This window comes from Streptomyces sp. NPDC055962 (genome assembly GCF_042270185.1).
Classification (GTDB): domain Bacteria; phylum Actinomycetota; class Actinomycetes; order Streptomycetales; family Streptomycetaceae; genus Streptomyces.
Genome location: NZ_JBHJYN010000016.1, coordinates 108,592 through 132,471 on the forward strand (window position 1 = coordinate 108,592; position 23,880 = coordinate 132,471).

At 72.6% G+C, this 23,880-nt stretch carries 24 protein-coding genes; 14 read left to right on the forward strand and 10 right to left on the reverse strand.

Annotated elements, in window-relative coordinates; all coding sequences use genetic code 11:
- The first annotated feature begins 287 nt into the window (after positions 1-287).
- On the forward strand, positions 288-590 hold the full coding sequence (locus ACFC51_RS32155; protein WP_376532149.1) for a hypothetical protein: 303 nt from the start codon (positions 288-290) through the stop codon (positions 588-590).
- 168 nt (positions 591-758) lie between these two features.
- Here ACFC51_RS32155 and ACFC51_RS32160 read toward each other — a convergent pair whose 3' ends face one another.
- Entirely contained in the window at positions 759-1,121 is a 363-nt protein-coding gene (locus ACFC51_RS32160) for a signal peptidase I (RefSeq protein ID WP_376532150.1), read from the reverse strand.
- Positions 1,122-1,224: 103 nt separating this feature from the next.
- Here ACFC51_RS32160 and ACFC51_RS32165 point away from each other — a divergent pair, with 103 nt between their 5' ends.
- Positions 1,225-1,467 (forward strand): ribbon-helix-helix protein, CopG family, encoded by a 243-nt coding sequence (locus ACFC51_RS32165; protein ID WP_376369210.1) that lies wholly within the window; start codon positions 1,225-1,227, stop codon positions 1,465-1,467.
- The gene (locus ACFC51_RS32170) at positions 1,464-1,898 is read left to right on the forward strand and encodes a PIN domain-containing protein (protein ID WP_376532152.1); all 435 of its coding nucleotides are present in this window, start codon (positions 1,464-1,466) and stop codon (positions 1,896-1,898) included. Before ACFC51_RS32165 ends, ACFC51_RS32170 begins: the two co-directional genes overlap by 4 nt.
- A 15-nt stretch (positions 1,899-1,913) precedes the next feature.
- Here the strand turns inward: ACFC51_RS32170 and ACFC51_RS32175 are convergent, their stop codons facing one another.
- The 3 genes from ACFC51_RS32175 to ACFC51_RS32185 form a co-directional block, all read right to left on the reverse strand.
- Complete coding sequence (locus tag ACFC51_RS32175) at positions 1,914-2,081, reverse strand: hypothetical protein (RefSeq protein WP_376369212.1); 168 nt, start codon at positions 2,079-2,081, stop codon at positions 1,914-1,916.
- 94 nt (positions 2,082-2,175) lie between these two features.
- Positions 2,176-2,694, reverse strand: a complete 519-nt coding sequence (locus ACFC51_RS32180) for a DinB family protein (RefSeq protein WP_376369213.1) — start codon at positions 2,692-2,694, stop codon at positions 2,176-2,178.
- Positions 2,695-2,781: 87 nt separating this feature from the next.
- Positions 2,782-3,729 carry a DMT family transporter gene (locus ACFC51_RS32185; protein ID WP_376369214.1) on the reverse strand — a complete coding sequence of 316 codons (948 nt, stop codon included), beginning with the start codon at positions 3,727-3,729 and terminating at the stop codon, positions 2,782-2,784.
- 141 nt (positions 3,730-3,870) lie between these two features.
- Here ACFC51_RS32185 and ACFC51_RS32190 point away from each other — a divergent pair, with 141 nt between their 5' ends.
- Both ACFC51_RS32190 and ACFC51_RS32195 read left to right on the forward strand, forming a co-directional pair.
- Positions 3,871-4,791, forward strand: coding sequence for a LysR family transcriptional regulator (locus ACFC51_RS32190; protein WP_376532154.1), 921 nt, complete (start codon positions 3,871-3,873; stop codon positions 4,789-4,791).
- A 74-nt stretch (positions 4,792-4,865) separates the two neighbouring features.
- Positions 4,866-6,029 carry a serine hydrolase domain-containing protein gene (locus tag ACFC51_RS32195; RefSeq protein ID WP_376369216.1) on the forward strand — a complete coding sequence of 388 codons (1,164 nt, stop codon included), beginning with the start codon at positions 4,866-4,868 and terminating at the stop codon, positions 6,027-6,029.
- On the opposite strand, the gene ACFC51_RS32200 is transcribed toward ACFC51_RS32195, so the two are convergent.
- The gene (locus ACFC51_RS32200; protein WP_376532156.1) at positions 6,004-8,901 is read right to left on the reverse strand and encodes an FAD-binding and (Fe-S)-binding domain-containing protein; all 2,898 of its coding nucleotides are present in this window, start codon (positions 8,899-8,901) and stop codon (positions 6,004-6,006) included. The genes ACFC51_RS32195 and ACFC51_RS32200 overlap by 26 nt on opposite strands.
- A 243-nt stretch (positions 8,902-9,144) precedes the next feature.
- Positions 9,145-10,905: an LCP family protein gene (locus ACFC51_RS32205; protein WP_376369218.1), complete on the reverse strand. Its 1,761-nt coding sequence runs from the start codon at positions 10,903-10,905 to the stop codon at positions 9,145-9,147.
- Positions 10,906-11,355: 450 nt separating this feature from the next.
- On the opposite strand from ACFC51_RS32205, the gene ACFC51_RS32210 reads away from it, so the two are divergent.
- From ACFC51_RS32210 to serC, 7 genes are all read left to right on the forward strand, one after another.
- Positions 11,356-12,864 carry a sensor histidine kinase gene (locus tag ACFC51_RS32210; RefSeq protein WP_376369219.1) on the forward strand — a complete coding sequence of 503 codons (1,509 nt, stop codon included), beginning with the start codon at positions 11,356-11,358 and terminating at the stop codon, positions 12,862-12,864.
- Positions 12,861-13,310: a roadblock/LC7 domain-containing protein gene (locus tag ACFC51_RS32215; protein ID WP_376369220.1), complete on the forward strand. Its 450-nt coding sequence runs from the start codon at positions 12,861-12,863 to the stop codon at positions 13,308-13,310. Before ACFC51_RS32210 ends, ACFC51_RS32215 begins: the two co-directional genes overlap by 4 nt.
- A complete protein-coding gene (locus tag ACFC51_RS32220) occupies positions 13,307-13,678 on the forward strand; it encodes a DUF742 domain-containing protein (RefSeq protein ID WP_329231576.1) in 372 nt (123 codons plus the stop codon). The genes ACFC51_RS32215 and ACFC51_RS32220 overlap by 4 nt, the downstream gene beginning before the upstream one ends.
- A complete protein-coding gene (locus ACFC51_RS32225) occupies positions 13,659-14,312 on the forward strand; it encodes an ATP/GTP-binding protein (protein WP_376369222.1) in 654 nt (217 codons plus the stop codon). Before ACFC51_RS32220 ends, ACFC51_RS32225 begins: the two co-directional genes overlap by 20 nt.
- Positions 14,309-15,544, forward strand: a complete 1,236-nt coding sequence (locus tag ACFC51_RS32230) for a cytochrome P450 (RefSeq protein ID WP_376369223.1) — start codon at positions 14,309-14,311, stop codon at positions 15,542-15,544. Before ACFC51_RS32225 ends, ACFC51_RS32230 begins: the two co-directional genes overlap by 4 nt.
- Complete coding sequence (locus tag ACFC51_RS32235) at positions 15,541-16,749, forward strand: cytochrome P450 (RefSeq protein WP_376369224.1); 1,209 nt, start codon at positions 15,541-15,543, stop codon at positions 16,747-16,749. The genes ACFC51_RS32230 and ACFC51_RS32235 overlap by 4 nt, the downstream gene beginning before the upstream one ends.
- A 107-nt stretch (positions 16,750-16,856) precedes the next feature.
- The gene (gene serC, locus ACFC51_RS32240; protein ID WP_376532158.1) at positions 16,857-17,975 is read left to right on the forward strand and encodes a phosphoserine transaminase; all 1,119 of its coding nucleotides are present in this window, start codon (positions 16,857-16,859) and stop codon (positions 17,973-17,975) included.
- Positions 17,976-18,121: 146 nt separating this feature from the next.
- Here serC and ACFC51_RS32245 read toward each other — a convergent pair whose 3' ends face one another.
- Both ACFC51_RS32245 and ACFC51_RS32250 read right to left on the reverse strand, forming a co-directional pair.
- Entirely contained in the window at positions 18,122-19,858 is a 1,737-nt protein-coding gene (locus ACFC51_RS32245; protein ID WP_376532160.1) for a GAF domain-containing SpoIIE family protein phosphatase, read from the reverse strand.
- A gap of 90 nt (positions 19,859-19,948) precedes the next feature.
- Positions 19,949-20,548: a GNAT family N-acetyltransferase gene (locus tag ACFC51_RS32250; protein ID WP_376532162.1), complete on the reverse strand. Its 600-nt coding sequence runs from the start codon at positions 20,546-20,548 to the stop codon at positions 19,949-19,951.
- 135 nt (positions 20,549-20,683) lie between these two features.
- Between ACFC51_RS32250 and ACFC51_RS32255 the strand changes: the two genes are divergently transcribed.
- Positions 20,684-21,085, forward strand: a complete 402-nt coding sequence (locus tag ACFC51_RS32255; protein ID WP_376369228.1) for a PPOX class F420-dependent oxidoreductase — start codon at positions 20,684-20,686, stop codon at positions 21,083-21,085.
- Positions 21,086-21,197: 112 nt separating this feature from the next.
- Here the strand turns inward: ACFC51_RS32255 and ACFC51_RS32260 are convergent, their stop codons facing one another.
- On the reverse strand, positions 21,198-22,046 hold the full coding sequence (locus ACFC51_RS32260; RefSeq protein ID WP_376532164.1) for an oxidoreductase: 849 nt from the start codon (positions 22,044-22,046) through the stop codon (positions 21,198-21,200).
- Positions 22,047-22,152: 106 nt separating this feature from the next.
- Here ACFC51_RS32260 and ACFC51_RS32265 point away from each other — a divergent pair, with 106 nt between their 5' ends.
- Positions 22,153-23,070, forward strand: a complete 918-nt coding sequence (locus tag ACFC51_RS32265; protein WP_376532166.1) for a LysR family transcriptional regulator — start codon at positions 22,153-22,155, stop codon at positions 23,068-23,070.
- 84 nt (positions 23,071-23,154) lie between these two features.
- Here ACFC51_RS32265 and ACFC51_RS32270 read toward each other — a convergent pair.
- A partial coding sequence (locus ACFC51_RS32270) for an ABC transporter permease (protein WP_376532168.1) occupies positions 23,155-23,880 on the reverse strand: 726 nt, incomplete at its 5' end.

The following is a 23,880-nucleotide window of genomic DNA, read 5'->3' on the forward strand; positions in this document are numbered from 1 at the left end:
GACCCGCCTCTCCGCCCACCGCGCCGCACGGCGGCAGGAAACCCGCCCAGGGGCGGGTTTCAGACGTTCCCGACCCACCGTGCACCACCGCATCCGGGCGCCCGCGTCCGGCCGCGTCCGCGCGGGGCCCTCTGCGGTACGGGCTCCCGGACACGCTTCCCCGCGCATTCCACGGCCGGAATCCGATCACTCGTCAGACGGACGACCGCATGGGGCGGGGGCCGGGTGGACAGGTCGCCGGTGGCCGCCCAGGAGCGGCACCGGAAGTCCAAGTACAGGAGTACGTCATGGCGACGTTCCAGACCGGCAAGGTCGACCTCAGCTCCGACAGCGCGATCGAGACGTCGGGGGGCAACACCTCGACCTTCACCCGCGTCTCGTTCCCGACCCCGTTCCCCTCGGGGTCGGACGTCATCGTGCTGCCGCTGACGCAGACGTTCAACGGCCCGGAGACACCTGGCATCCGTGTGCACGACGTGACGGAGCGCGGCTTCCTGATCCGGCTCAACGAGGTCAACGTGAACGCCGGCGTCAAGAGCGACGGCAAGCACACGGTCGAGCAGGTGGGCTGGCTGGCGACGACCGTCTGATGCACCCTGGGTGCTGCCGCCCGGCCGCTCCAGGCGGCGGCACACGGACTCATTCCGGGCGGCAGCACACGGACACTCACTCCGGCGCTCACCGCACGCGTCAGCCGGCGCCGGCAGCCGGGGACGGAGGGCCGGCACACGGACGCGCCCCGGCCCTCACCGCATGTGTCAGCCGGCCCGGTAGCCCGGGACCGAGGGCCAGCGCACCGTCAGCACCACGGACTCCTCCTCCGCACACCACGAGTGGTCCACGCCCCGGCCCCACACGACGTAGTCGCCCTCGCGCTCCAACAGCACTTCCCGCTCGGGGAACCGCATCCGGAAGCGCCCGCGGATGAGCACGAGCAGCGCCGTGCGCTCCTCGCCCCGCACCCACTCCGGCCGCTCGTCGCCCTGCGGGTGGACGCCCCACTTGATCTCCAGGGCCTCACTGTGGCGCGGGTCGGAGGGGTCCTTGAAGTGACCCAGCAGCCACCCGTGGTCCAGGGCCGCGTCCGCCGCCGCATGCCCCACGTACACACCGTCGTCCATGATCCGGAACGTAACAGGCGACCGGCGTTTCGTGGTCCGCGTGCTCTCACGCGACTCCGACTACCACCCTGCCCTACGTAGGGCAGGGTGGTAGGGTGAAACCATGATAAAGACGACGGTGTACCTCCCGGAGGAGCTGGAAGTACGGCTGGACGCCGAAGCGTCGGCAACCGGAGTCAGCAAGGCGGAGCTCATCAGGCGGGGTATCGCCCTGGTCCTCGACAACGCGGAGCGACCCAAGCGGAGCGACAAGCTCCCGGTCTTCGACAGCGGGCGACCCCTCACCCCCGAGGCCATGGACGACGCGGTGTACGCGCACATCAAGGAACGAGCGGCGCGCCGTTGATCATCGTCGCCGACACCTCCGCCCTCTACGCGGCCTTCGACTCCGCGCAGCCGGAGCACGCCGGTGCGGCGAAGATCCTCGCCGACGAGACACTGGCCATCTCCCCGCTGGTCGTCACGGAACTGGACCACCTCGTCCACCGGGATCTCGGCTTCCCAGCCACCATGCAGGTGATGGAGGCACTCAACTCGCGCATGGCGGACGGCCAGTACCGGCTCGCCGACCTGAAGCCCGCCGATCTGAGAGCGGCGCACGAGGTGCGTCAGACGTACGAAGGACTCCGGCTGGACCTCGCGGACGCGGTCGGCGTCGTCCTCGCCGACCGCTACAGGACGGACCGCATCTTCACACTGGACCAGCGTGACTTCCGGGCGATCACACCGCTCACCCTCGGCCTGACCGCGTTCCGGATCCTTCCGGTCGACGCCTGAACCACGCCCCCACCGCTACTCCGCGCGGCCCCCCTCGGCCTGCGAGGGTTCGGTCCGGGGAACGTCGGGGTGCGTCTCGGAGGCCCGGCCGCGCTCCGCCGGCTCGTCGCGTTCGCCCTCGGCCTGGGAGGGGGTGTGGGAGTACAGCCCGGCGTACTCCTCGGTCTCCTTGGTGGTTCCCATGCGCGGGCCTCCTTCCTTCGCTCCCTTCCATCGTGCTCCTCGCGTCCGCTCCGGGCACGGCGGCCGCGCGCGGGGAGCGGGCGCGAGGAGATCGTCACTGCCCCTTCGACGCCGCCTCGGCCATCTTCGCCGTGGTGCTGGCACCGTCCAGCGCCTCGCGGATGATGTCCGCGTGGCCGCTGTGGTGGGCGATCTCCCGGAAGATGTGCCACAGGACGCGGCGGACCGTCCAGACGTCCGGCTCCGGGGGCGACCAGGGGTACGAGGGCAGCGTGACCTCGCGGTCGAGGTCGGCCTCCTCCCGCACCGTGCGGTCGAACGCGGCCGCCGCCGCGTGGAAGGCCTCCAGCAGCCCGGACACGGTCTCGCCGTCGGTCATCCGGTTGCCGTCGGGGTCGAGGTCCGCCCAGTCGACCTTGGCGGGGGCGGTGCCCTCGACGACGTCGAGCCAGCTGCGCTGCACGAGTCCGAGGTGCTTCAGGAGGCCGCCGAGGGTCAGCTCGCTGACCGTCGTCCGGGCGCGGGCCCCGGCGTCGTCGAGCTCCGCGACGGTGTAGAGAAAGTTGGTGCGCTGATCGGTGACGAGCGCGAGCAGATCGTCGCGTTCCGGCATGATTTCCTCCAGGTGGGCCGTCGCGACCACCCTAGGATCGGACGCCCGGCCGCGCAGGAGAACGGAAGGACACCCGGGCCGGCGGGCTCACCGCTTGCGGGATCTCCGCCCCTGGCTGCGCACGGCGCCGATGCTCGCCCCGATGACCAGGGCGATGGCCAGGGCGTCCGTCGAGGAGAGGGCCTGGTCGAGGAGGAGGAAGCCCGCCGTGGCCGCGATGGCCGGTTCGAGGCTCATCAGGACGGCGAAGGTGGGTGCGGGCAGCCGCCGCAGGGCCATGAGTTCGAGGGTGTACGGCAGGACGGAGCTCAGCAGCGCCACGGCGAGACCCAGGGCCAGCGTGGACGGGACCACGAGCTTCGAGCCGGATTCCATGATGCCGAGCGGCAGCGAGAGGACGGCCGCGACCACCATGGCCAGGGCCAGTCCGTCCGCCTGCGGGAAGCGGCGGCCCGTACGGGCGCTGAAGAGGATGTACACCGCCCACATGGCGCCCGCACCCAGGGCGAAGGCCGCCCCGGCCGGGTCGAGGCGGTCGAAGCCCCCGCCGCCGAGCAGGACGACCCCACCCAGCGCCAGGGCCGCCCAGACGAGACTGACCAGCCGGCGCGAGGCCACGACGGACAGGACCAGCGGGCCCAGCACCTCCAGGGTGACGGCGGCGCCCAGCGGAATGCGGTCGACGGCCTGGTAGAACAGCATGTTCATGCCGCCCATCGCGATGCCGAAGGCGACCACGGTGCCCCAGTCGGCGCGCGAATGCCCCCGCAGCTTCGGCCTGCAGACGACCAGCAGGATGAGGGCGGCGGCGGCGAGACGCAGGGTGACGACGCCGAGTGCGCCCGCCTTCGGCATCAGCAGGACGGCGACCGCCGCGCCGAACTGGACGGAGAGCCCGCCCGCCACCACCAGCGCGACCGGACCGAGCGCGGCGCCGCGACGAGCCGGACCGCGGCCCGGATCGTCGAGCGCGGACACCGCCTCGGGGACGGCGACGGCTGCGGCCGACTCTGTGGCAACGCGGGGGTCGTTCACCGGACACCTTTCCTTCAGTTCACTGGAGTGCACTTTACGGTCCACAGTACGGCACTGAGGGTGGGAGTCTCACGTCCTCACGGTAGAGACCCGCGCGCCTCCCGTGAAATGCCCATTGCGCTCCCGTTATGCTCCGGCGGCATGAGCACTGGACAGGGCCCGGGGAGCAGCGCGCGCGGGATGGAGATCCGGCACCTGCGGGCCTTCCTCGCCGTCGCCGACGAGGGCAGCGTCACCCGCGCCGCCGCCCGCCTCCGGGTCACCCAGCCCGTCGTCTCGCGCACGCTCGCCGCCCTCGAACGGCAGCTGGGCGTCCGGCTCGTCGACCGGTCCACCCACCACCTCGCCCTCACCCCCGAGGGGGTCGCCTTCCGCGACAAGGCCGCCGCGGCGGTCGGCGCCTTCGACGAGGCCCTCGACCCGGGCCGGCTGCACCGGTGGCCGCTGCGGCTGGGGCACGCCTGGTCCGCGTTCGGCCCGTACACCACGCCGCTGCTGCGGACCTGGCAGCGGCTCCACCCCGGGACCCCGCTCGAACTGCTCCGCATCGACGACCGCACGGCCGGCCTCACCCGGGGCGAGGTGGACGCGGCGCTGCTGCGGGGGCCCGTGGACAGCCCGGGGCTGGTCACCGAGGTGCTGTTCACCGAGGACCGGGTGGCCGCCGTCGCCGCGGACGGTCCGCTCGCCTCCCGCGCCGCGCTCTCCCTGGCCGACCTGACCGGCGACGCCGTCGTCCTGAACACCGTCTCGGGCACCACCACACCCGCCCTCTGGCCCGCGCACGACCGTCCCGCGGCCACCCTCACCGTCGCCAACACCGACGACTGGCTGACCGCCATCGCGGCCGGACGCGGCAGCGGGGTCTCCGGGGCCTCCACCGCCGCGATGCATCCGCACGCCGGGGTGGCCTTCGTGCCGCTGACCGACGCGCCTCCCCTGCCCGTGCTGCTGGCCCGCCGGGACGGCCCCGGCCACCCGGCCCTCCCCCATCTGGTGGCGCTCGCACGGGAGATCGTGGCACGCGAACAGCGGGATTCTCCGGGAAATTCCATCCGCTGAAGGGGAATGCAGGCCTTTCGTACGGGAGTTGGGAGCCGTGTACCGATCAGGTCGATCATTGCAGGGGGCACCTCATGACGGACACCGGCGACACCATCACCGTGCACGGCACGGTCACGGCCGGCTTCGAAGGCGTACGGGACGAGTTCGCCGCCGTACTCGCCGCCGACCACACGGAGCCCGGGAGCCAGCTCGCGGTGTACCACCACGGCCGGCCGGTCGTGGACCTGTGGGCGGGGGAGGGCATCGCCGGGGACTCGCTGCCCGCCGTGTACTCCTCCACCAAGGGCGCCGCCCACCTCGTGGTGGCCCTTCTCGTCCAGGACGGGGTCATCGACCCGGAGCGCACGGTCGCGTCGTACTGGCCGGAGTTCGCGGCCGAGGGCAAGGACCGGCTGACGGTCCGTGAGCTGATCTCGCACCGCGCGGGCCTGATCTGGGCGGACGGCGGGTTCGGCATACCGGAACTGGCCGACGACCGGATCCTCGCCGCCCGGCTGGCCGGTCAGCGGCCCTACTGGGCGCCCGGCACGGCGTTCGGCTACCACGCGCTGATGATCGGCGCCCTCACCGGCGAGCTGGTCCGCCGGGCCACCGGGCGGTCGATCCAGGAGATCTTCGAGGAGCGGGTGCGCGCACCGTACGGGCTCGACTTCCACCTGGGCCTGCCCGAGGAGCTCGAACCCCGGTACGTGCCCGTCCGCCCCGGCGTCCCCACACCCGAGCAGGCCGCCGAGTCCGCGGCGAACCCGCTCGACCTGGAGAGCCTGATGGCGGTCGCCTTCGGCTTCGCTTCCGACCCGCCGCTCGACCTCGTGGCCCTCGCCAACACCCGCGAGGTGCGCGCGCTCGGCCCCGCTTCGGTCGGCGGGGTGGGATCGGCGCGCGGGCTCGCGGGGATGTACGCGGCGGCGATCTCCGAGGTGGACGGCCGGGCTCCCCTGCTCCGGCCGGAGACCCTGGCCGAGGTCGGCCGGGTGCGGTGGACGGGGACCGACCTGGTGACCGGCGTGTCCGACGCCTTCGCCTTCGGCTTCGAGGCGTCACCCGGCTACTACCCCGCCCTGGGCGAGGGCGCCTTCGGCCACTCGGGGGCCGCCGGCTCCCAGGCCTACGCCGACCCCGCCAACGGTGTGGCCTATGGCTACACCCGGCGCCGCTTCGCGCTGCCCGGAGGCGCCGCCCCGGAGAACGAGCGGCTGTCGGCGGCGGTCAGCGAGGCCGTCGCGAAGCTCTGAGCCACCGCCGCCGGGGCGGCCCTTCGGGGTCGCGCAGGGCTCGCGGGCCCGGCGCCTCCCCGGCCTCCGGCGCCAGCCCGTCCGCCAGCACCTCGGCGAGATGCCGGGCCCGGCGGCCGGCCAGCTGTTCCAGCTGGGTGCGGCAGGAGAAGCCGTCGGCGAGCAGCTCCGTGCCGGGTTCAGCCGCCCGCACGGACGGCAGGAGCTGTTCCTCCGCGCACGCCACGGAGACGTCCCAGTGGCCCTTCTCGAAGCCGAAGTTGCCGGCCAGCCCGCAGCAGCCCCCGCTCAGCTCGCCGGACAGCCCCGCCCGCTCGCGGAGCCTGCGCTCGGCCGCGTCGCCGAGCACGGCGTGCTGGTGGCAGTGGGTCTGGCCGGCGACCCGGCGGTCCAGGCGGGGCGGCGTCCACTCGGGCGCGTACTCCTCCAGGTACTGGGCCAGGGTGCGGACGGACGCGGCGAGTGCGGCGGCGCGCGGGTCGCCGGGGAGGAGTTCCGGCAGGTCCGTCCGGAGTGCGGCGGCGCAGCTCGGCTCCAGGACGACGAGCGGCCGGCCGAGGTACGGGCCCATCCGGTCCAGGGTGCGCCGCATGACGGAGCGGGCCGCGTCGAGCCGGCCCGTCGACACGTAGGTGAGGCCGCAGCAGACACCGGGGCCGGGCAGCACCGGCGTCCGGCCCGCCGCTTCCAGGACCCGGACCGCGGCCCGGCCGACCTCGGGCGAGAGGTGGTCGGTGAAGGTGTCGGGCCAGAGGACGACGGTCGGCCCGGCCTCCGGCGCCCTGCGGCTCCCCGCCCACGCCCGGAAGGTGCGCCGGGCCAGGACGGGGAGCGTGCGCCGCGGCTCGATCCCGGCGAGCCGCTTGGCGAGGGCGGCGGGCATACGCGTCCGCGCCAGGGCGTTGAGCGCGGCGGCGAAGGGGGCCGCCACCCGCAGCCAGCGCGGCAGGCCGCCCATCGCGTAGTGCGCGGCCGGGCGCAGTCGGCCCCGGTAGTGGTGGTGGAGGAACTCCGCCTTGTACGTGGCCATGTCGACGCCGACCGGGCAGTCGGTGCGGCAGCCCTTGCAGGACAGGCAGAGGTCGAGCGCGTCCCGTACCTCGGTGGACCGCCAGCCGTCCGTGATCACCTCGCCGGCGAGCATCTCGTGGAGCAGCCGGGCGCGGCCCCGGGTGGAGTGGGCCTCCTCGCCGGTGGCCCGGAAGGACGGGCACATGACGTCCGGACCGGGCTGCGCCGTACGGCACTTGGCGACGCCGACGCAGCGGCGTACCGCGGCCGAGAAGTCGCCCCCGTCGTCGGGGTAGCCGAAGGCGACGTCCACGGGGCGGCTCGGGAGCACGGCGAAGCGGAGGTTCTCGTCGAGGCGTGCGGGGCGGGCGAGAATGCCCGGGTTGAGGCCGCCGTCCGGGTCCCAGAGGTCCTTGAAGCGGGTGAACAGGCCGACCATCTCGTCCCCGTACATCCGGGGCAGGAGTTCGGCCCGCGCCTGCCCGTCGCCGTGTTCCCCGCTGAGTGAGCCGCCGTGCGCGACGACGAGGTCCGCCTGGTCCTCGGAGAAGCGGCGGAAGCGGGCCACGCCCTGCTCGCTCAGCAGGTCGAAGTCGATGCGCACATGGATGCAGCCGTCGCCGAAGTGCCCGTAGGGGGTGCCGCGCAGGCCGTGTGCGGCGAGCAGGGCCCGGAAGTCGCGGAGATACGGGCCGAGGCGCGCGGGCGGTACGGCGCAGTCCTCCCAGCCGGGCCACGCCTCTCCCCCACGTCCGGCTCCGCTCCCGTGGGAGGTGCCCCCACCGTCCGGCATCCGGGTGGCGGTGCCGGCGGCGTCCTCGCGGATGCGCCACAGGGTCCGCATCGCCGCGGGATCGGTGACGACGGTGGCGTCGAGGGCGTCGGCGGCGCGCACGATCCGTTTCGCACGGTCCTGGGCCTCGGCGGGGGTGGCGCCGCCCGTCTCGACGAACAGCCAGGCGGCGCCGCGCGGCAGCCCGGCCGCTTCGCGTACGAGGTCGGCGGCCATGCCCTCGACGGTGAGCGGGCCGTACGGGAGGAGGCCGGGGGCGGCTTCGGCGGCGGCAGCTTCGTCGGCGTATCCGAGGACGGCGAGCGCGCGGGCCCGGGGCATCCGGACGAGGGCCACGGTCGCCTCGGTGACGACGGCGAGCGTGCCCTCGCTGCCGCAGAGGGCGCGGGCCGGGTCGGGGCCGTGCTCGGGGAGCAGCGCGTCGAGGGCGTACCCGGAGATGCGGCGCGGGAGTGCGGGGAAGCCGGTGCGCAGGAGGGCGAGGTGGGAGGAGGCGAACTCGTGGAGGCCGGGCGGCGCGTCGGGCAGCCCGCGGCCGAGGTGCAGGGCGTCGCCGCCTCCGTAGCGCACGACGCGCAGGCTCCGGACGTTGTCGGCGGTGGTGCCCCACGCGACGGAGTGCGAGCCGCACGCGTTGTTGCCGATCATCCCGCCGAGGGTGCAGCGGCTGTGGGTGGAGGGGTCGGGTCCGAACGTCAGCCCGTGCGGGGCGGCGGCGGCCCGCAGGTCGTCGAGGACGACACCGGGCTGCACGACGGCGGTGCGGGAGGCGGGGTCCAGCTCCAGGATCCGCCGCATGTGGCGGGTGAAGTCGAGGACGACACCGGTGCCGGTGGCCTGGCCGGCGATGGAGGTGCCGCCGCCGCGGGGGACGACAGGGGCGGCGTGCTCCCGGCAGACGCGGAGGGCCGCGGCGACGTCGGCGGCATCGCGGGGCGCGACGACCGCGAGCGGGACGCGGCGGTAGTTGGAGGCGTCCATGGTCGTCAGCGCGCGGGCGGCCGCGCCGGCCTCCACGTCGCCGCGGACGGCCTGGGCCAGGGCTCGGGTGAGGTCGGTGGCGGACATGGGCCCAGCATGCCGGTCCCGGGGGCCGGGAGCGGCTGTCGGGCGCCGTCCGGGCCGGGCGCGCCGGAGCCGGGCGCCGTCCGGGCCGGGCCGGCGGGACACCCGTCCCCGGACTACACGCGTGCGGGACACCCGTCCCCGCGACGGACTACACGCGTGCGGGGGCCGTGAACCCCGGCCGGGCACCCCGGACGCAGTGCGGGGGTTCAGGCGCCGGGCGGGGCCGGAGCCCCCGCCCGGCGGTCACTTCGCGCAGACCGCCTTGTCCGCCTCCACCCGCTGGATGTCCTCCGGCGCCTTGCTGGGGGCGGAGAGCGGGCTGCCCGCCTCGGTGAAGTCCGGCCCCAGGGTCAGCTTCATGGGCTCCATCTCGCCCGCGTCCGTCGTCGTCGGCTTGAGGGACGAGGCCGAGAGCCCCATCAGGTCGGCCAGCCGGCGGGCCTGGTCGGCCTGGTTGGGCCCGTAGACGAGGGTGGTCTTCTTCACGTTCTCGGGCGCGTTGGCCTGGTTCGTGGACTTCAGCACGCCCTCTTCGTTCTGCAGCCAGTCCAGGGCGTTCTGCGCGGAGCCGGCGGGGGCTCCGCCGTTGTAGACGTCCACCCGCACGTCCCTTGCCTCGGCCATCTCGCCCTTGAGCTTGGCGGCGTCCGCGGCCTTGGCGGCGGCCTTCTCCTTCTTCTCCACCTCGGTGAAGGACACGTCCTCGCGCATCATCGAGAAGACCTGCGGGGCCTTGGACTTGTCGAGGATGACGGTGGCCTTGTCGTTCGGGTTGTCGAGCACCGGGACCGTGGTGAACGTGATGTTCTTCGGGTCGACCGAGGCCAGCTCCATGCCCAGCTTGCGGAGCTGGTTGATGTCGTCGATCTTGTCGTCGACGGTGAGGGCCTTGGTGGCGGCCTCCGCGAGCGACCACATCTTGGTGGGGCTGGTCAGGGTGTCGTTGGACTTCAGCTTCCGCATCAGCGACCCCAGGAACTGCTGCTGGATCTCGATGCGGCTCAGGTCGCTGCCGAACCCGACGGAGTGCCGGGTCCGCAGGAAGGCGAGGGCCTGCTCGCCCTGGATGGTGTGCTCGCCCTTGGACAGCTTGAGGTGCGAGTCCTTGTCGTCGATGTCCTTGGCGAGGCAGACGTCCACACCGTCGACGGCTGTCGTGAGGCTCTTGACGGCGTTGAAGTCGGCCACCATGAAGTGGTCGACCTTGAGGCCCGTGAGCTCGGTGACCGTCCGCATGGTGCAGCTGGGGGTGCGGTCGGACTGTCCGAGGCTGGTGTTGAAGCGACCACCGGCGGTCGCCGGGATGTCCTTCTCGGAGCCGTCCTCCATCTGGGTCGGACAGTTCGGGATGTCCGTTATCAGGTCGCGCGGGATGCTCAGCGCGGTGGCGTTCGTGCGGTCCTTCGAGACGTGGAACAGGATGTTGGTGTCGGCGTGGCCGACGCTTCCCGCGTCCCCGTAGCCCTCGTTGCCGGCGCCGGTCCGCTTGTCGGTCCCGATCACCAGGACGTTGATCGCCCGGTCCTTGCTGAAGCCGCCCGTGCCGGCGCCGTCGGTCGAGACGGAGGTGATGTTGCCGTTGAAGTGCTGGTAGACGAAGTAGCCCGTGGTGCCGACACCCACCAGCAGGAAGGCGAGCACGCCGCCGGTCCACACCAGGACCTTCTTCTTCGCCGACTTCTTCGGCTTCGCCTTGCGCCGCCCGGGGGCCGGCACGGCAGCCCGGCTCCCCTGCTTCCGCGACTCCTCACGGCCCCCGCGTCCGCCGCCGGCACCCCGGCGCCCGCCCCGCTGGCCGGGCACGGCGGCCCGGTCGCCGGACGGCTCCGCCTCCGGCTTCGGCCTGCGGCGCGGCGCCGTTCTGGTGTCGGACGTACCGGCCGATGCGGACGATCGCCCTGGGGAAGGGGTCAGTCGCAGTTCGTAATCACCGGTGTCGGGGTTGAGTACCCACTGGTCTGCGGGGTCGATGCCCTCGTCCCGCCCACGGCCTTGCGCGTCCACGGTTGCCTGCGTCCTCCGTCGGGGCCACGCGGCGCCTCCCCCTTCAAGGCGCGCGGTGTGTCTTACGGCAGTGCCGACCTGGCAGATCGACTGCACCGGAGCGCTCACACTAGCTGGCCACCGGCCCACGAGCGACGATCGTGACAAATCAAGCCTCACACAGGGGGCATAACGTCACATACGCCACTACTTACCCGCTCACCCCGCCGGTTGACCCGGGCAACACACGTCACAGAACGCGACCACAGTCGGTCCCAGCCAGATTTCATACAGAAGTGGCCACAAGGAATCCCCAAACAAGTCGCCAATTCTCCTATAGTTGCCGTGACTTGATCAGGAACAATCAGCTCCAGTTGTGGCTCTTTCACCATCACCACACCGATACATCCTGATCGCCCCATACGTCACACCTGTCCCCTTCCTCCGCACCGTCCGCCCCGAGGACTCCGATTGCGCCCTTCACTCCGGCCGACCGCACTCGCCCTGCTGATATCGGCAGCCGTTACCGGTGCTCTGTGCCTGTGGGCGGTCGCCGCCGCTCCCGCCTCGGTACGGACCGCCCTCGCATGGGGGGCGGGCGCCACCGCCGTCCTGCTGTGCGTCGCGGTGACCGTCACGGTCCACACGCTCGCCACCGCCCGCAACCTGCGCGCGCTGCGGGCCACCGACTCCGAACGCTTCACCGCCGAGACCTCGCGCCTCGTCTCGACCTCCGCCGCCGAGGCGCAGCGCTTCACCGCGGAGACGGCCCGCATCAGAGCGGCCGCCTCCGCCGAGACGGCCCGGGCCATCGCCGAGGCGGACGACCGGGTCGCCCGGGCCACCACCGAGGCCGCCGAGCAGCACGAGCGGCTCACCGCCGAGACCGCGCGCCTCACCGCCCGCGTCCGGCGCAGCGAGACCGAGCGCTCCGCGGCGATCTCCGCGTGCGCCAACGCAGCGGGCCGGATGCAGGCCCTCGCCACGAGCATGCTGGCCGACCTGCGCGAGATGGAGCACCGGCACACGGCGGAGGACGTCCTCGGCGACCTGCTGCACCTCGACCACCGCACGGCCCAGGCGGGCCGCCTGGCCGACTCCATCGCCGTGCTGACCGGTGCGCGCTCCGGGCGCCGCTGGGCGAAGCCGATCGTCATGGAGTCGATCCTGCGCGGCGCGATGGGCCGGATCGGCGGCTACCAGCGCATCCGCCTCCACTCGACCAGTGACGTCGCGATCGCCGGTCACGCCGCCGAGGGCGTCATGCACGCCCTGGCCGAGCTCCTTGACAACGCTGCCAACTTCTCGCCGCCCACGGCGGAGGTCCACGTGTACGTCGAGGAGGTCCCGGCGGGCATCGTCGTCACCGTCGAGGACAGCGGCCTGGTGATGAGCGACGTGCAACTGCGCCGCGCCGAACGCGCCGTGTCCGCGGACAACCAGGACCTCACGGGCATCTCCGGCACCCGGCTCGGCCTCGCCGTCGTCGGCCGACTGGCCAGGAAGCACGGTCTGACCGTCTCCTTCAGGCCGTCGGCGCGCGGCGGCACGGGCGCGCTGATGATGCTGCCGCAGGAGCTCATCTCCCGTACGCCCACGCCCGCGCCCACCCCGGAGCCCGCCCGGCACCCCGAGCCGGAGCCGGACCACACGACGCCGGACACCGAGGACCGGGCCGCGGTCACCACGACGGCGGGCTCCTCCCGGGCCGCGTCCCGCGCGGACGAGGCGTCCCGGAGTCCGGAGTCCGAATCCGAGTCCACCGGCACCGTCCCCCAGATCGGTGAGAGCGGCCTGCCCAAGCGCCGCCGCGGCCGCACCCTGGCCGCAGCCGAAGCCCGTACCGGCAATGCCACCCCCGGCGGAGCCGATTCCCCCCGGCCCCGTGCCACCGACCCGAAGGTGCAGGCTGCCCGCTTCAGCACCTTCAGCCAGGCGGTACGAGCCAATTCCCCGCACCCGGAAGGCAACACCCGATGAGCGCGACCACCGACGAGAAGCTCAACTGGCTGCTGGAGGGGCTGCTCGACCGCACGCCCGGCGCCCGGCACGCCCTCGTCCTGTCCCGGGACGGCCTGAAGCTGTGCCGTACCCCCGAACTCTCGGTCGACCAGGCCGACCAGCTGGCCGCGATCTCGGCCGGCATCCAGAGCCTCTCGCACGGTGCGTCCATCGAGTTCGGTGACGGCACCGGCGGTGTGCGGTCCGCGATGACCGAGTTCTACGGAGGCGTGCTGTTCATCGTCGAGGCGGGCGCGGGCGCCCACCTGGCGGTCGTGGCCGCCGAGGACTCCGACGTCGGCCTCGTCGGCCACAACATGAGCGAACTCGTCGAGCAGCTCGGCGAGTACCTCGTCGCCCCTCCGCGGGACCCCTCGGGGCCGGGTGACACAGCGGCCTCGGTCGCGGAAACCGCGGACGTATGACACCGGTCCCGCGCCCCCGCCCCGGACGCGACGACGACCCGGACCGGCTGTACACCCTCACGGGTGGCCGCAGCCGGTCCGACTCGGCCGCGTTCGACCTGGTGACACTCGTCGTCGCCGAATGCGAACCGAACCCCGGGATGCAGTCGGAGCACGTCGCGATCCTGCGGATGTGCGACAGCCCCACCGCGGTCGTCGAGATCTCGGCCACCCTGAATCTGCCCGTCAGCATCGTCCGCATCATGCTGTGCGACCTGCTCGACACCGGCCGGATCAGCGCCCGCCACCCCCGTACTGCACGTGTCGAGGACCGGCTCCCCGACACCGACACCCTGGAACAGGTGCTCGTTGGACTCCGCAACCTCTGACCGTGCCGCCCTGCAGGCGACGGCCGACAACGGACTGAAGATCGTCGTTGTCGGCGGCTTCGGGGTCGGCAAGACCACCATGGTCCGATCCGTGAGCGAGATCCGTCCGCTCAACACGGAAGAGACCATGACCCGCGCGGGCGAGGCCGTCGACGACCTCGACGGTGTGCACTCCAAGTCGTCCACCACGGTCGCCTTCGACTTCGGCCGCATCACGCTCGACGCGCGATCGGTCCTCTACCTCTTCGGCGCGCCCGGACAGGAACGCTTCTGGTTCCTGTGGGACCGCCTCTTCTCCGGCACGCTGGGCGCCGTCGTGCTCGTCGACACCCGGCGGCTCGCGGACTCCTGGTACGCGATCGACCGGCTGGAGCACCACGGCACGCCGTTCATCGTCGCGTGCAACGACTTCGGCGGCCCGCTCCACACCGAGCAGCAGATCCGCGAGGCCCTCGACCTGAACCCCGACGTCCCGCTCGTGGAGTGCGACGCCCGGGACCGCTCCTCCAGCAAGTACGTCCTGATCACGCTGGTCGAGCACCTCCACGCACTCTCCCTGGCCCGTGCGAAGGGCGCCGAAGCGGCGCTCGCGGGCGGCCAGACCGCGGCGATGACCCCGGAGCGCACCCCGTGACCCAGTGCCCCGTGTCCCACGGTTCCGTACCCCTGTCCGGCCCGCGGTTCCAGACCGACCCCGTGCAGCTGTACCGGGACATGCGCCGGGACCACGGCGCCGTGGCCCCCGTCGTGCTCGACGGCGACGTCCCCGCGTGGCTGATCCTCGGCTACCGCGAACTGCACCAGGTGACCAACGACCCGGTGCTCTTCAGCCGGGACTCGGATCTGTGGAACCAGTGGGAGAACATCCCGGACAACTGGCCGCTGCTGCCGATGATCGGGCGCAAGCAGCCGTCGATCCTCTACACGGTCGGTGAGCGGCACACCGTGCGGGCGGCCATGATCAGCAACGCGCTGGAGGCCGTCGACCCGTTCGCGCTCAAGCAGTACGCGGAGGAGTTCGCCGACGACCTCGTCGACCGCTTCTGCTCCACGGGCCGGACCGACATCATCGCCGAGTACGCGATGCTGCTCCCGGCCCGTGTCCTCGCGAAGCTCTACGGCTTCAGCGACGAGGTCGGCGGTCCCCTCGTGGGCGCCCTGAACGACATGATCGACGGCCGCGAGCGCGCGCTGGCCGGGCAGCAGCACCTGGGCGCCGCCATGGGGCAGCTCCTCGCCGACAAGCAGGCCGGACCGGGTGACGACGTCGCGACGCGGATGCTCCAGGACCCGGGCGGCTTCAGCGTCGAGGAGGTCGCCCAGGACCTCATGGTGATGATGGCCGCGGGCCACCAGCCGACCGCCGACTGGATCGGCAACTCGCTGCGGCTGATGCTGACCGACGACCGGTTCGCCGCGTCGCTCTCGGGTGGCCGGCACAGCGTCGGCGAGGCCATGAACGAGGTGCTCTGGGAGGACACGCCCACCCAGAACGTGGCGGGCCGCTGGGCCTCCCGCGACACCCACCTCGGCGGACGCCACATCCGCGCCGGTGACCTGCTGCTCCTCGGGATAGCCGCCGCCAACGGCGACCCCCAGGTGCGCACCGACGGCTCCGCGCTGACCGGCGGCAACAACGCGTTCCTCTCCTTCGGACACGGCGAGCACCGCTGCCCGTTCCCCGCCCAGGAGACCGCGGAGGTCATCGCCCGTACGGGGATCGAGGTGCTCCTGGACCGGCTGCCGGACGTGGACCTCGCCGTCCCCGCGGACAAGCTGACCCGGCGTCCGTCCCCGTGGCTGCGCGGGCTGACGGACCTGCCGGTGCACTTCACGCCCACTCCCGCACTTGGAGGCCAGAAATGACCCGGATCGCCCTCGATCCCTTCGTCGCCGACCTCGACGCCGAGAGCGCCGCGCTGCGCGCCGCCGGCCCGCTGGCCGAGGTGGAGCTCCCCGGAGGGGTGCACTGCTACGCGGTGACGCATCACGCGGAGGCCCGCCAGCTGCTCACCGACAGCCGCGTGGTGAAGGACATCAACGTCTGGAACGCGTGGCAGCGGGGCGAGATCCCGATGGACTGGCCGCTGATCGGGCTCGTCAACCCGGGCCGCTCCATGCTGACCGTCGACGGCGCCGACCACCGCAGGCTGCGCACCCTCGTCGCCCAGGCGCTGACGGTGAAGCGGGTGGAGCGGCTGCGGTCCGGCATCGAGGCCCTGACGAACGCCTCCCTGGACCGGCTGGCGGCGCGTCCCAAGGGCGAGACGGTCGATCTGAAGGCGGAGTTCGCCTATCCGCTGCCGATGAACGTCATCAGCGAGCTGATGGGCGTGGACGCGGCCGACCACCCCCGGCTCAAGGAACTGTTCGAGAAGTTCTTCTCGACGCAGACGCCGCCGGAGGAGGTCCCGCAGATGATGGCGGACCTCGGCACCCTCTTCACGAAGATCGTCGACGACAAGCGGGCGAACCCGGGCGACGACCTGACCAGCGCCCTGATCGCGGCGTCCGAGGACGGCGACCACCTCACCAACGAGGAGATCGTCAACACGCTCCAGCTGATCATCGCGGCCGGTCACGAGACGACGATCAGCCTGGTCGTCAACGTCGTCGAGGCGCTCCAGACCCACCCCGAGCAGCGCAAGCGCGTGCTGAACGGCGAGGTGCCGTGGGAGAACGTGATCGAGGAGACCCTGCGCTGGAACACCCCGACCTCGCACGTCCTGATCCGTTTCGCGACCGAGGACATCGAGGTCGGCGACAAGGTCCTGCCCAAGGGTGAGGGCCTGATCATCTCCTTCGGTGCGCTGGGCCGCGACGAGAAGCAGTACGGGCCGACCGCCGGGGAGTTCGACATCACCCGCTCCCCCAACCGCCACATCGCCTTCGGCCACGGCCCGCACGTCTGCCCGGGTGCCGCGCTGTCCCGGATGGAGGCGGGGGTCGCCCTGCCCGCGCTGTACGAGCGCTTCCCCGACCTGGACCTCGCGGTACCGGCCTCCGAGCTGCGGAACAAGCCGATCGTGACCCAGAACGACCTGCACGAGCTCCCCGTCGACCTGGGCTGATCCCGCACCTCGTCACCGGCCGCACAGGCCGTCCGCGATCCGGAGCGCGCGTCTCATCCGACGGACACGGTCCCCGACCGCTTCCGCGAGGGACTACGCTCCGGATCGTGGCTGACATCCAGATTCCCGCAGACCTCAAGCCCGCCGACGGACGATTCGGCGCCGGGCCCTCCAAGGTGCGGACGGAGGCGGTCGACGCGCTGGCCGCGACCGGCACCTCCCTTCTCGGAACCTCCCACCGCCAGGCCCCGGTCAAGAACCTGGTCGGCGAGGTACGTGACGGCGTACGCAGCCTCTTCTCCCTCCCCGAGGGATACGAGGTCATCCTGGGCAACGGCGGCTCCACCGCCTTCTGGGACGTCGCGACGCACGGCCTGATCGAGTCGAAGTCCCAGCACCTGAACTTCGGCGAGTTCTCGTCGAAGTTCGCGAAGGCCGCGAAGCTCGCCCCGTGGCTGGCCGACCCGACCGTCATCGCCTCGGACCCGGGCACCCACCCGGACCCGAAGGCCGAGGCGGGCGTCGACGTCTACGCCTTCACCCACAACGAGACCTCCACCGGTGTCGCGGCCCCCGTCAAGCGGGTCGCCGGCGCCGACGAGGGCTCCCTCGTCCTGGTGGACGCCACCTCCGGAGCGGGCGGCCTGCCGGTCGACATCACCGAGACGGACGTCTACTACTTCGCTCCGCAGAAGTCCTTCGCCTCCGACGGCGGCCTGTGGATCGGTGTGTTCTCCCCGGCGGCCCTGGACCGCGCCGCGCGCGTCCACGCCTCCGGCCGGCACATCCCGGAGTTCTTCTCGCTGCCCACGGCGATCGACAACTCCCTGAAGAACCAGACGTACAACACCCCGGCGCTGGCCACCCTCTTCCTGCTGAACGAGCAGCTGAAGTGGATGAACACCCAGGGCGGCCTGGAGTTCACGACCGGCCGCACGGCCGCGTCCTCGCAGCACCTGTACGGCTGGGCCGAGGAGTCCAAGTACGCCACCCCGTTCGTCACCGACCCGGCGAAGCGCTCGCAGGTCATCGGCACGATCGACTTCGAGGACGGCATCGACGCGGCGGCCGTCGCCAAGGTGCTCCGCGCCAACGGCATCGTCGACACCGAGCCGTACCGCAAGCTGGGCCGCAACCAGTTGCGCGTCGCGATGTTCCCGGCGATCGACCCGGCGGACGTCCAGGCGCTGACGGCCTGCATCGACCATGTGATCGACAAGCTCTGACGGTCACCCGTCCGGAACGGCCCTGCTCACCCCGGTGAGCAGGGCCGTTCCTGCTTCACCCGACCGGGTCCGTGCCGTCGCGGTCCGGAGGCACGGCCCCGGTCCGCGTGCAGACCGATGTCACCTCGCGTCCCGGCCCCGGTGCGTCACCACTCGCCCTCCGTGACCCGGACGACGAGCACCGCCACGTCGTCGCGCTGCGGGACGTCCGCGAGACCGAGGGAGAGCGCCTCCAGGAGCTGCGGCAGGGGCTCGTCGCCATGGGCGGCCAGGGTGGACGCCGTCTGCTCGATGCTGAGGTCGATGTCGTTGTCGCGGCGTTCGACGAGCCCGTCGGTGTACAGCAGGATCACGCTGCCGCGGGGAAGACCGTGCGTGTGGTCGTTGCGGGCGTCCGGGGCACTGGCGCCGAGCAGGAGCAGGTCGTGCTCACCCAGGGTGGACACCCGGCCGTCGGGCGTACGCAGCAGGGGCGGGGGGTGTCCGGCGTTGGACCAGGTCAGCTGCCAGCGGCCGCCGTCCGGATCGAGGCGGGCGTGCACGGCGGTGGCGCCCGGTCCGAGCGGCAGCGCGTCGAAGGCACGGTCGACGGAGGCGAGGGCGGCCGCGGGTGAGTGCGCGGGATGGCCGAGGGTGGCCTGGCGGAGCATGCTGCGGACCTGGCCCATCACGGCTGCGGCCTGGACGTCGTGGCCGATGATGTCCCCGATCGAGAGCATCAGGGAGGGCCGCGAAGCGGTCGGCAGCCTGGGCAGCACGTAGGCGTCGTACCAGTCGCCGCCCACCATGTCCTGATCGGTGGCCGAGAGGTAGAGGGCGGACATGTCCAGGCCGGGCACGGCCGGCAGGTCGGTGAGCATGGCGGCCTGGAGCCGTTCGGCGGTGCTCAGCCGGTTCTCGACGAACAGGGTGCGTTCCACCGCCTGGCTCACATAGCCGGCGACGGCGGTGAGGGCCGCCTCCTCCGTCACCGCCAGGACGTGGGGCTCGGGCCAGCACCACATCAGCACGCCCCGCCTGCCCGCCAGCGGGACGCAGAGCACGGAGCGGAGCCCCAGTGAGTCGTACCCGGCCACGGCCTCGGCGCTGAATCCGGCCTCCAGGGCGTCGTGGTCCGGGACGAAGACGGTGCGCTGTTCGCGCATGGCCCGGGTGCTGGGGTAGCCGGCGTCCAGGTCCAGGCGGTCGACGACGGCCTCCACCGGCCGTACGTCGTCCGGGTCGACCACCCGCCACAGCCCCCGGCCGTCCGCGAGCAGCAGGCCCACGAAGGACGGGTCCGAGGGGCCGCGGAAGAGGCTGCGCAGGCGGCGGGTGAGGTCGGTGAGGCCGCGGGAGTGGCCCAGCTCGACGGAGGCGCGCAGCAGGAGGCCGGCGTGGTCGCGGTCCTGCCGGATCTGTTCGGTGGCGATCCGCAGGCGCAGCTCCACCGAGCAGGCGGCGGTGAGGTCCCCGAGGTCCTGCAGTTCGCCCCGGGTCCACTTCCTCGGTTTGTGGTCGATGGCGCAGAGGGATCCCAGGACGTGCCCGTCGGCGTCGGTCAGCGGCATCCCGGCGTAGGCGATCACGTCGAGGTCGGGGATGGCGAGACTGGCGCAGGTCCGCGGATGGAGCCGGGTGTCCTCGAGGATCAGGGGGCGGCCGTCGACGACGACGTGCTGGCAGAAGGAGTGGCTCAGGGGGGTCTCGCGCCGCGCGGCCCAGGGTTCGGCCAGTCCCACCATGCCGGGGAAGACCTGCCGGTCGGCCTCCAGCAGCGAGACCAGCGACACGGGGACGCCGAGGAAGCGGGTGACCAACCGCGCGAACCGGTCCATGCCGGGGTCGGCCGCCGCGGTGAGTCCCGCGAGCCGCAGGGCTTCCAGCCTCCCCAGTTCGCCCACCCCAGGGCCTCCGTCGATCGCTTGGCAGGAGCCGCGGCCACACACACCGCGTACCAACGAAGGTATAAGACAATTCCCGTGATGTCGTGATCAGGGACCGTCACCGGAGGTCACGGGGCGCCCCGGTCCGGACGTTCCGGGGGCGCGTCCCGCCGCCACGCCCGCCGGTCCGGACGTTCCGCGGGGCGCGTCCCGCCGCCACCGCACCTCGCCGTCCGCCCGCTCGTCCGTCGGCACGAGCCCCGCCGCGGTGGCCACGGCGGCGGAGGCGGCGTGGCCCGGGTGGATGTGGGCGACGACGGTGCGCACGCCGGCCTGGTCCAGCAGGTGCCGGACCAGGCCCGTCGCCGCCTCCTTGGCGTACCCCTGACCCTGCCACCGGGTCCCGACGACCCAGGCCACCTCCGCCCGCGTCTCGTGCACGGTGGCCTGCACGTATCCGGCCAGGCATCCGTCGGCTCGCAGGCGCAGCACCCAGTTCCACCAGAGTTCGGCGGGGTCGGGAGAGCCTGCGGCCTGGCGCGCGTAGCGGGCCCGCAGGGCACCGGCGTCCTCCGGAGCGCCTCCGGTGTAGGTGTGGAGGGCGGGGTCGAAGAGGACGCCGGCCATCTCCTCCGCGTGCGCGACGTCGAGCGGAATCGCGTCGAGGCGGGGGGTGGAGAAGGGTTCGGGGGCACCGTCGGCCTGCATGGGCCGGAGCCTACGACAGGTGGCCGCAGACGGCCGCGGTGCAGGAGGGCCGCGTTCGGGGCCCCTGACCGAGGAGCGCACGGGAGAGTAGCCCGAAAAGCCCGGATCACCATATTTTCCTGCACCATGGAACACATGGAGACGATCCGTGAGCTAGAGCCCTTCGTGAAGCAGTACACCGTCCTGCTCAGCAGCCGCAGGCCGGACGGATCAGCCGCCCGTACGCCCGTCAGCATCGCGGTGGAGGGCGACCACGCCTACATCCGCACCTTCTCCTCGGCCTGGAAGGTCGACCGGATGCGCAACCACCCGGTGGTGGAGATCGCTCCGTGCACCGTCCGGGGTGCGCCGACAGGACCGCCCGTGAAGGCCTGGGCGCGGCTCCTGCCGGAGGGGTCCAAGGAGGACACCCACGCCTCCCGGACGATGTCCAGGAAGTACCCGGCTCTCCAGGGCGTGGCGGTCCCGCTCGCCCACCGGCTGAAGCGCGACCACACGCTCCACTACGAACTGCGGCCGGTCACCGACGACATCTGAGCCGGGCGGACGGCCGGGCGTCGGGTCCGCCGTGCCCGCCCGGCAAACCCTGCCCGTCGCGACCGCCCGGCGGACCCTGCCCGCCGCGGCCGCCCGGCCCGGGCGCCCCGGATCACTCGCCGTCGAAGTCCGTGCCCCGGGAGACCTTCTCCCACTCGGTGAGTTCGGCCCGCACCGAGTCCAGGTGCCCGACGAGGGCATCGACCGCGTCCCCGCCGAGGGGCAGCCGCAGGGGCGTCCGCTCCGCCTCCAGCGCCTGGCGGATCGCGGCCGCGGCCTTCGCGGGGTCGCCCGGCGCGTCACCGCCGCCCGCCTCCACCATCTGCCGGGTCCGGCCCGCCGTCGCGGCGTAGGCGGGGTTCTCCTCGCTGAGGTACGCCGCGCCCCGGCCGAAGAGATTGGTCCTGAAGCTCCCCGGCTCCACGATCAGCACGGTGATCCCGAAGGGCCGGACCTCGTCGTTCAGCCCTTCGGAGAGCTGTTCCAGCGCCGCCTTGGTGGCGCTGTACGCGGAGAACCCGGCGAAGGAGAGCTGGCCGCCCATGCTGCTCATCATGACGACCGATCCGCTGCGCCGCTCCCGCATGCCCGGAAGGAGCGCCCTGGTCAGCCGGGCGGGCCCGAAGACGTGCAGGTCGAACAGGGCCCGCAGCTCCTGCTCGGTGGTCTCCTCGAACGCACCGACCTGGGTCCGCCCGGCGTTGTTCACCAGGACGTCCACCCTCCCGTAGCGGGCCAGGACATCGGCGGCGACCTCGTCGATCCGCTCGCCGTCGGTGATGTCCAGGGCCACCGCCTCGACCTGACCCGGGTGGGCGGCGACCAGGTCGTCCAGGGCCGAGGTCCGCCGGACCGCCGCGACCACGGTGTCACCGGCGGCGATGGCAGCCTCCGCGAGAGCCCGCCCGAAGCCGCTGTTCGCTCCGGTGACCAGCCAGACCTTGCCGTCGTTCGCGCTCATGTCGGTCTCCCTCGTCGTCCGCCGTCCGGGAACGTCCCGTCGACAGGACCCATCCTTCGCCCGGCGACAGGGGCGCGTCCAAGACCTCTTGTGATAGCCATGGGTTATGGACGTCCACGGGCGCGATCTCCGCTACTTCACCGCGGTGGCCGAGGAGTTGAGCTTCACCCGGGCCGCCGAGCGGCTCTTCGTCTCCCAGCCCGCGCTGAGCAAACAGATCCGGATGCTGGAGAAGCAGGTCGGTGCCGCACTCTTCGACCGGGACCGGCGTACGGTCCGGCTCACCGGCGCGGGAGCCGCTCTGCTGCCTCACGCCCGCACGGTGCTGGCGGCCTGGGAGGCCGCGGAGGAGGCGCTGGAGGCCGCGAAGGCCTCCGGGCGGGACACCCTCACGGTGGGGATGTCCACCAGTCCGGGGCGAGGGCTGCTCCCCGCCCTTCGGGCCCGCCTCACCGCCCGTTTCCCGTCGGCCCGTCCGGTGCTGCACCAGATCAACTGGGCCGACGCGAGCGCGGGATTGGTGGACGGCTCGTGCGATGTGGCCTTCGTCTGGCTTCCCTTGCCGGACGCCGAGCGCTACCGCTGGGTGGTGGTGGCGCGCGAGCCGAGGCTCATCGCACTGCCGGCCGACCACCCCCTCGCGGCCCGGGCGTCGGAGGATCCGGAAGGGGCCGCCGACTTCGCGGACTTCCTGGACGAGCCGTTCCTCGCCCTGCCGCCGGAAGCCGGACCGATGCGGGACCACTGGCTGGCCCTGGACGCCCGGGGCGGCCGGGAACCGCGGATCGGCGGGGTGATCGGCAGCGCCGAGGAGACCCACGAGGCCGTGGCCAACGGCGAAGGTGTGGCGCTGCTGGCTTCCGGGAACGCGCCGCTGATCGCCCGGGACGACGTCGTGTGCGTGCCGGTCCGAGGGGTCGGCCCCGCGGAGCTGGCGGTGGCGGCGCGGCGCGACGACGAACGGCCGCTGGTCCGCGCCTACCTGGCCGGTGCCGAGCAGCTGGCCGCCGGCCCGGCACGGTGACCGCCTCCTGCACACCTGAACGGGCGGCGTACGCCGACGGGGATGCCGGGGTACGCCGCCCTCGATCGGGACGGGCCGTCCGTCCTACTTCGGGTCGCGCTTGAACATCGAGGTCGACCAGGAGTAGCCGAGTCCGGTCAGGGCGACGGACCAGGCGAGGGCGAGCCAGCCGTTGTGGCCGATCTCGGTGCCCAGGAGGAGGCCGCGCAGGGTTTCGATGGCGGGGGTGAAGGGCTGGTACTCGGCGATGGGCCGGAACCAGCCCGGCATCGCGTCGACCGGGGTGAAGGCGCTGGAGACGAGCGGCAGGAGGATCAGGGGCATCGCGCTGTTCCCGGCCGCCTCCACGTTCGGACTGGCCATCCCCATGCCGACCGCGATCCAGGTGAGGGCGAGGGCGAAGAGGGCGAGGAGCCCGAAGGCGGCCAGCCACTCCAGGGCGGTGGCGTCCACGGAACGGAAGCCGATGGCGACACCCACGGCGCCCACGAGGACCACTGCGGCGACGGACTGGAGCACGCTGCCGACGACGTGCCCGATCAGGACGGACCCGCGGTGGATCGCCATGGTGCGGAAGCGGGCGATGATCCCCTCCGTCATGTCCATGGACACGGACACCGCCGCCCCGACGACTGCACTGCCGATGGTCATCAGCAGGATGCCCGGGACGATGTAGGCGATGTAGTCGGAGCGGTCCTCACCGCCGATGCCGGCGCTCATGACGTCTCCGAAGATGTAGACGAAGAGCAGCAGGAGCATGACCGGTGTGAGCAGGAGGTTGAGGGTCATCGAGGGGTAGCGGCGGGCGTG

What these genes read in the sequence shown, in the direction of transcription:
- ACFC51_RS32155 (WP_376532149.1), top strand. Translation starts at nt 288, where the DNA reads ATGGCGACGTTCCAGACCGGCAAGGTCGACCTCAGCTCCGACAGCGCG.
- ACFC51_RS32160 (WP_376532150.1), bottom strand. Translation starts at nt 1,121, where the DNA reads ATGGACGACGGTGTGTACGTGGGGCATGCGGCGGCGGACGCGGCCCTG.
- ACFC51_RS32165 (WP_376369210.1), top strand. Translation starts at nt 1,225, where the DNA reads ATGATAAAGACGACGGTGTACCTCCCGGAGGAGCTGGAAGTACGGCTG.
- ACFC51_RS32175 (WP_376369212.1), bottom strand. Translation starts at nt 2,081, where the DNA reads ATGGGAACCACCAAGGAGACCGAGGAGTACGCCGGGCTGTACTCCCAC.
- ACFC51_RS32180 (WP_376369213.1), bottom strand. Translation starts at nt 2,694, where the DNA reads ATGCCGGAACGCGACGATCTGCTCGCGCTCGTCACCGATCAGCGCACC.
- ACFC51_RS32190 (WP_376532154.1), top strand. Translation starts at nt 3,871, where the DNA reads ATGAGCACTGGACAGGGCCCGGGGAGCAGCGCGCGCGGGATGGAGATC.
- ACFC51_RS32195 (WP_376369216.1), top strand. Translation starts at nt 4,866, where the DNA reads ATGACGGACACCGGCGACACCATCACCGTGCACGGCACGGTCACGGCC.
- ACFC51_RS32200 (WP_376532156.1), bottom strand. Translation starts at nt 8,901, where the DNA reads ATGTCCGCCACCGACCTCACCCGAGCCCTGGCCCAGGCCGTCCGCGGC.
- ACFC51_RS32215 (WP_376369220.1), top strand. Translation starts at nt 12,861, where the DNA reads ATGAGCGCGACCACCGACGAGAAGCTCAACTGGCTGCTGGAGGGGCTG.
- ACFC51_RS32220 (WP_329231576.1), top strand. Translation starts at nt 13,307, where the DNA reads ATGACACCGGTCCCGCGCCCCCGCCCCGGACGCGACGACGACCCGGAC.
- ACFC51_RS32235 (WP_376369224.1), top strand. Translation starts at nt 15,541, where the DNA reads ATGACCCGGATCGCCCTCGATCCCTTCGTCGCCGACCTCGACGCCGAG.
- ACFC51_RS32250 (WP_376532162.1), bottom strand. Translation starts at nt 20,548, where the DNA reads ATGCAGGCCGACGGTGCCCCCGAACCCTTCTCCACCCCCCGCCTCGAC.
- ACFC51_RS32255 (WP_376369228.1), top strand. Translation starts at nt 20,684, where the DNA reads ATGGAGACGATCCGTGAGCTAGAGCCCTTCGTGAAGCAGTACACCGTC.
- ACFC51_RS32260 (WP_376532164.1), bottom strand. Translation starts at nt 22,046, where the DNA reads ATGAGCGCGAACGACGGCAAGGTCTGGCTGGTCACCGGAGCGAACAGC.
- ACFC51_RS32265 (WP_376532166.1), top strand. Translation starts at nt 22,153, where the DNA reads ATGGACGTCCACGGGCGCGATCTCCGCTACTTCACCGCGGTGGCCGAG.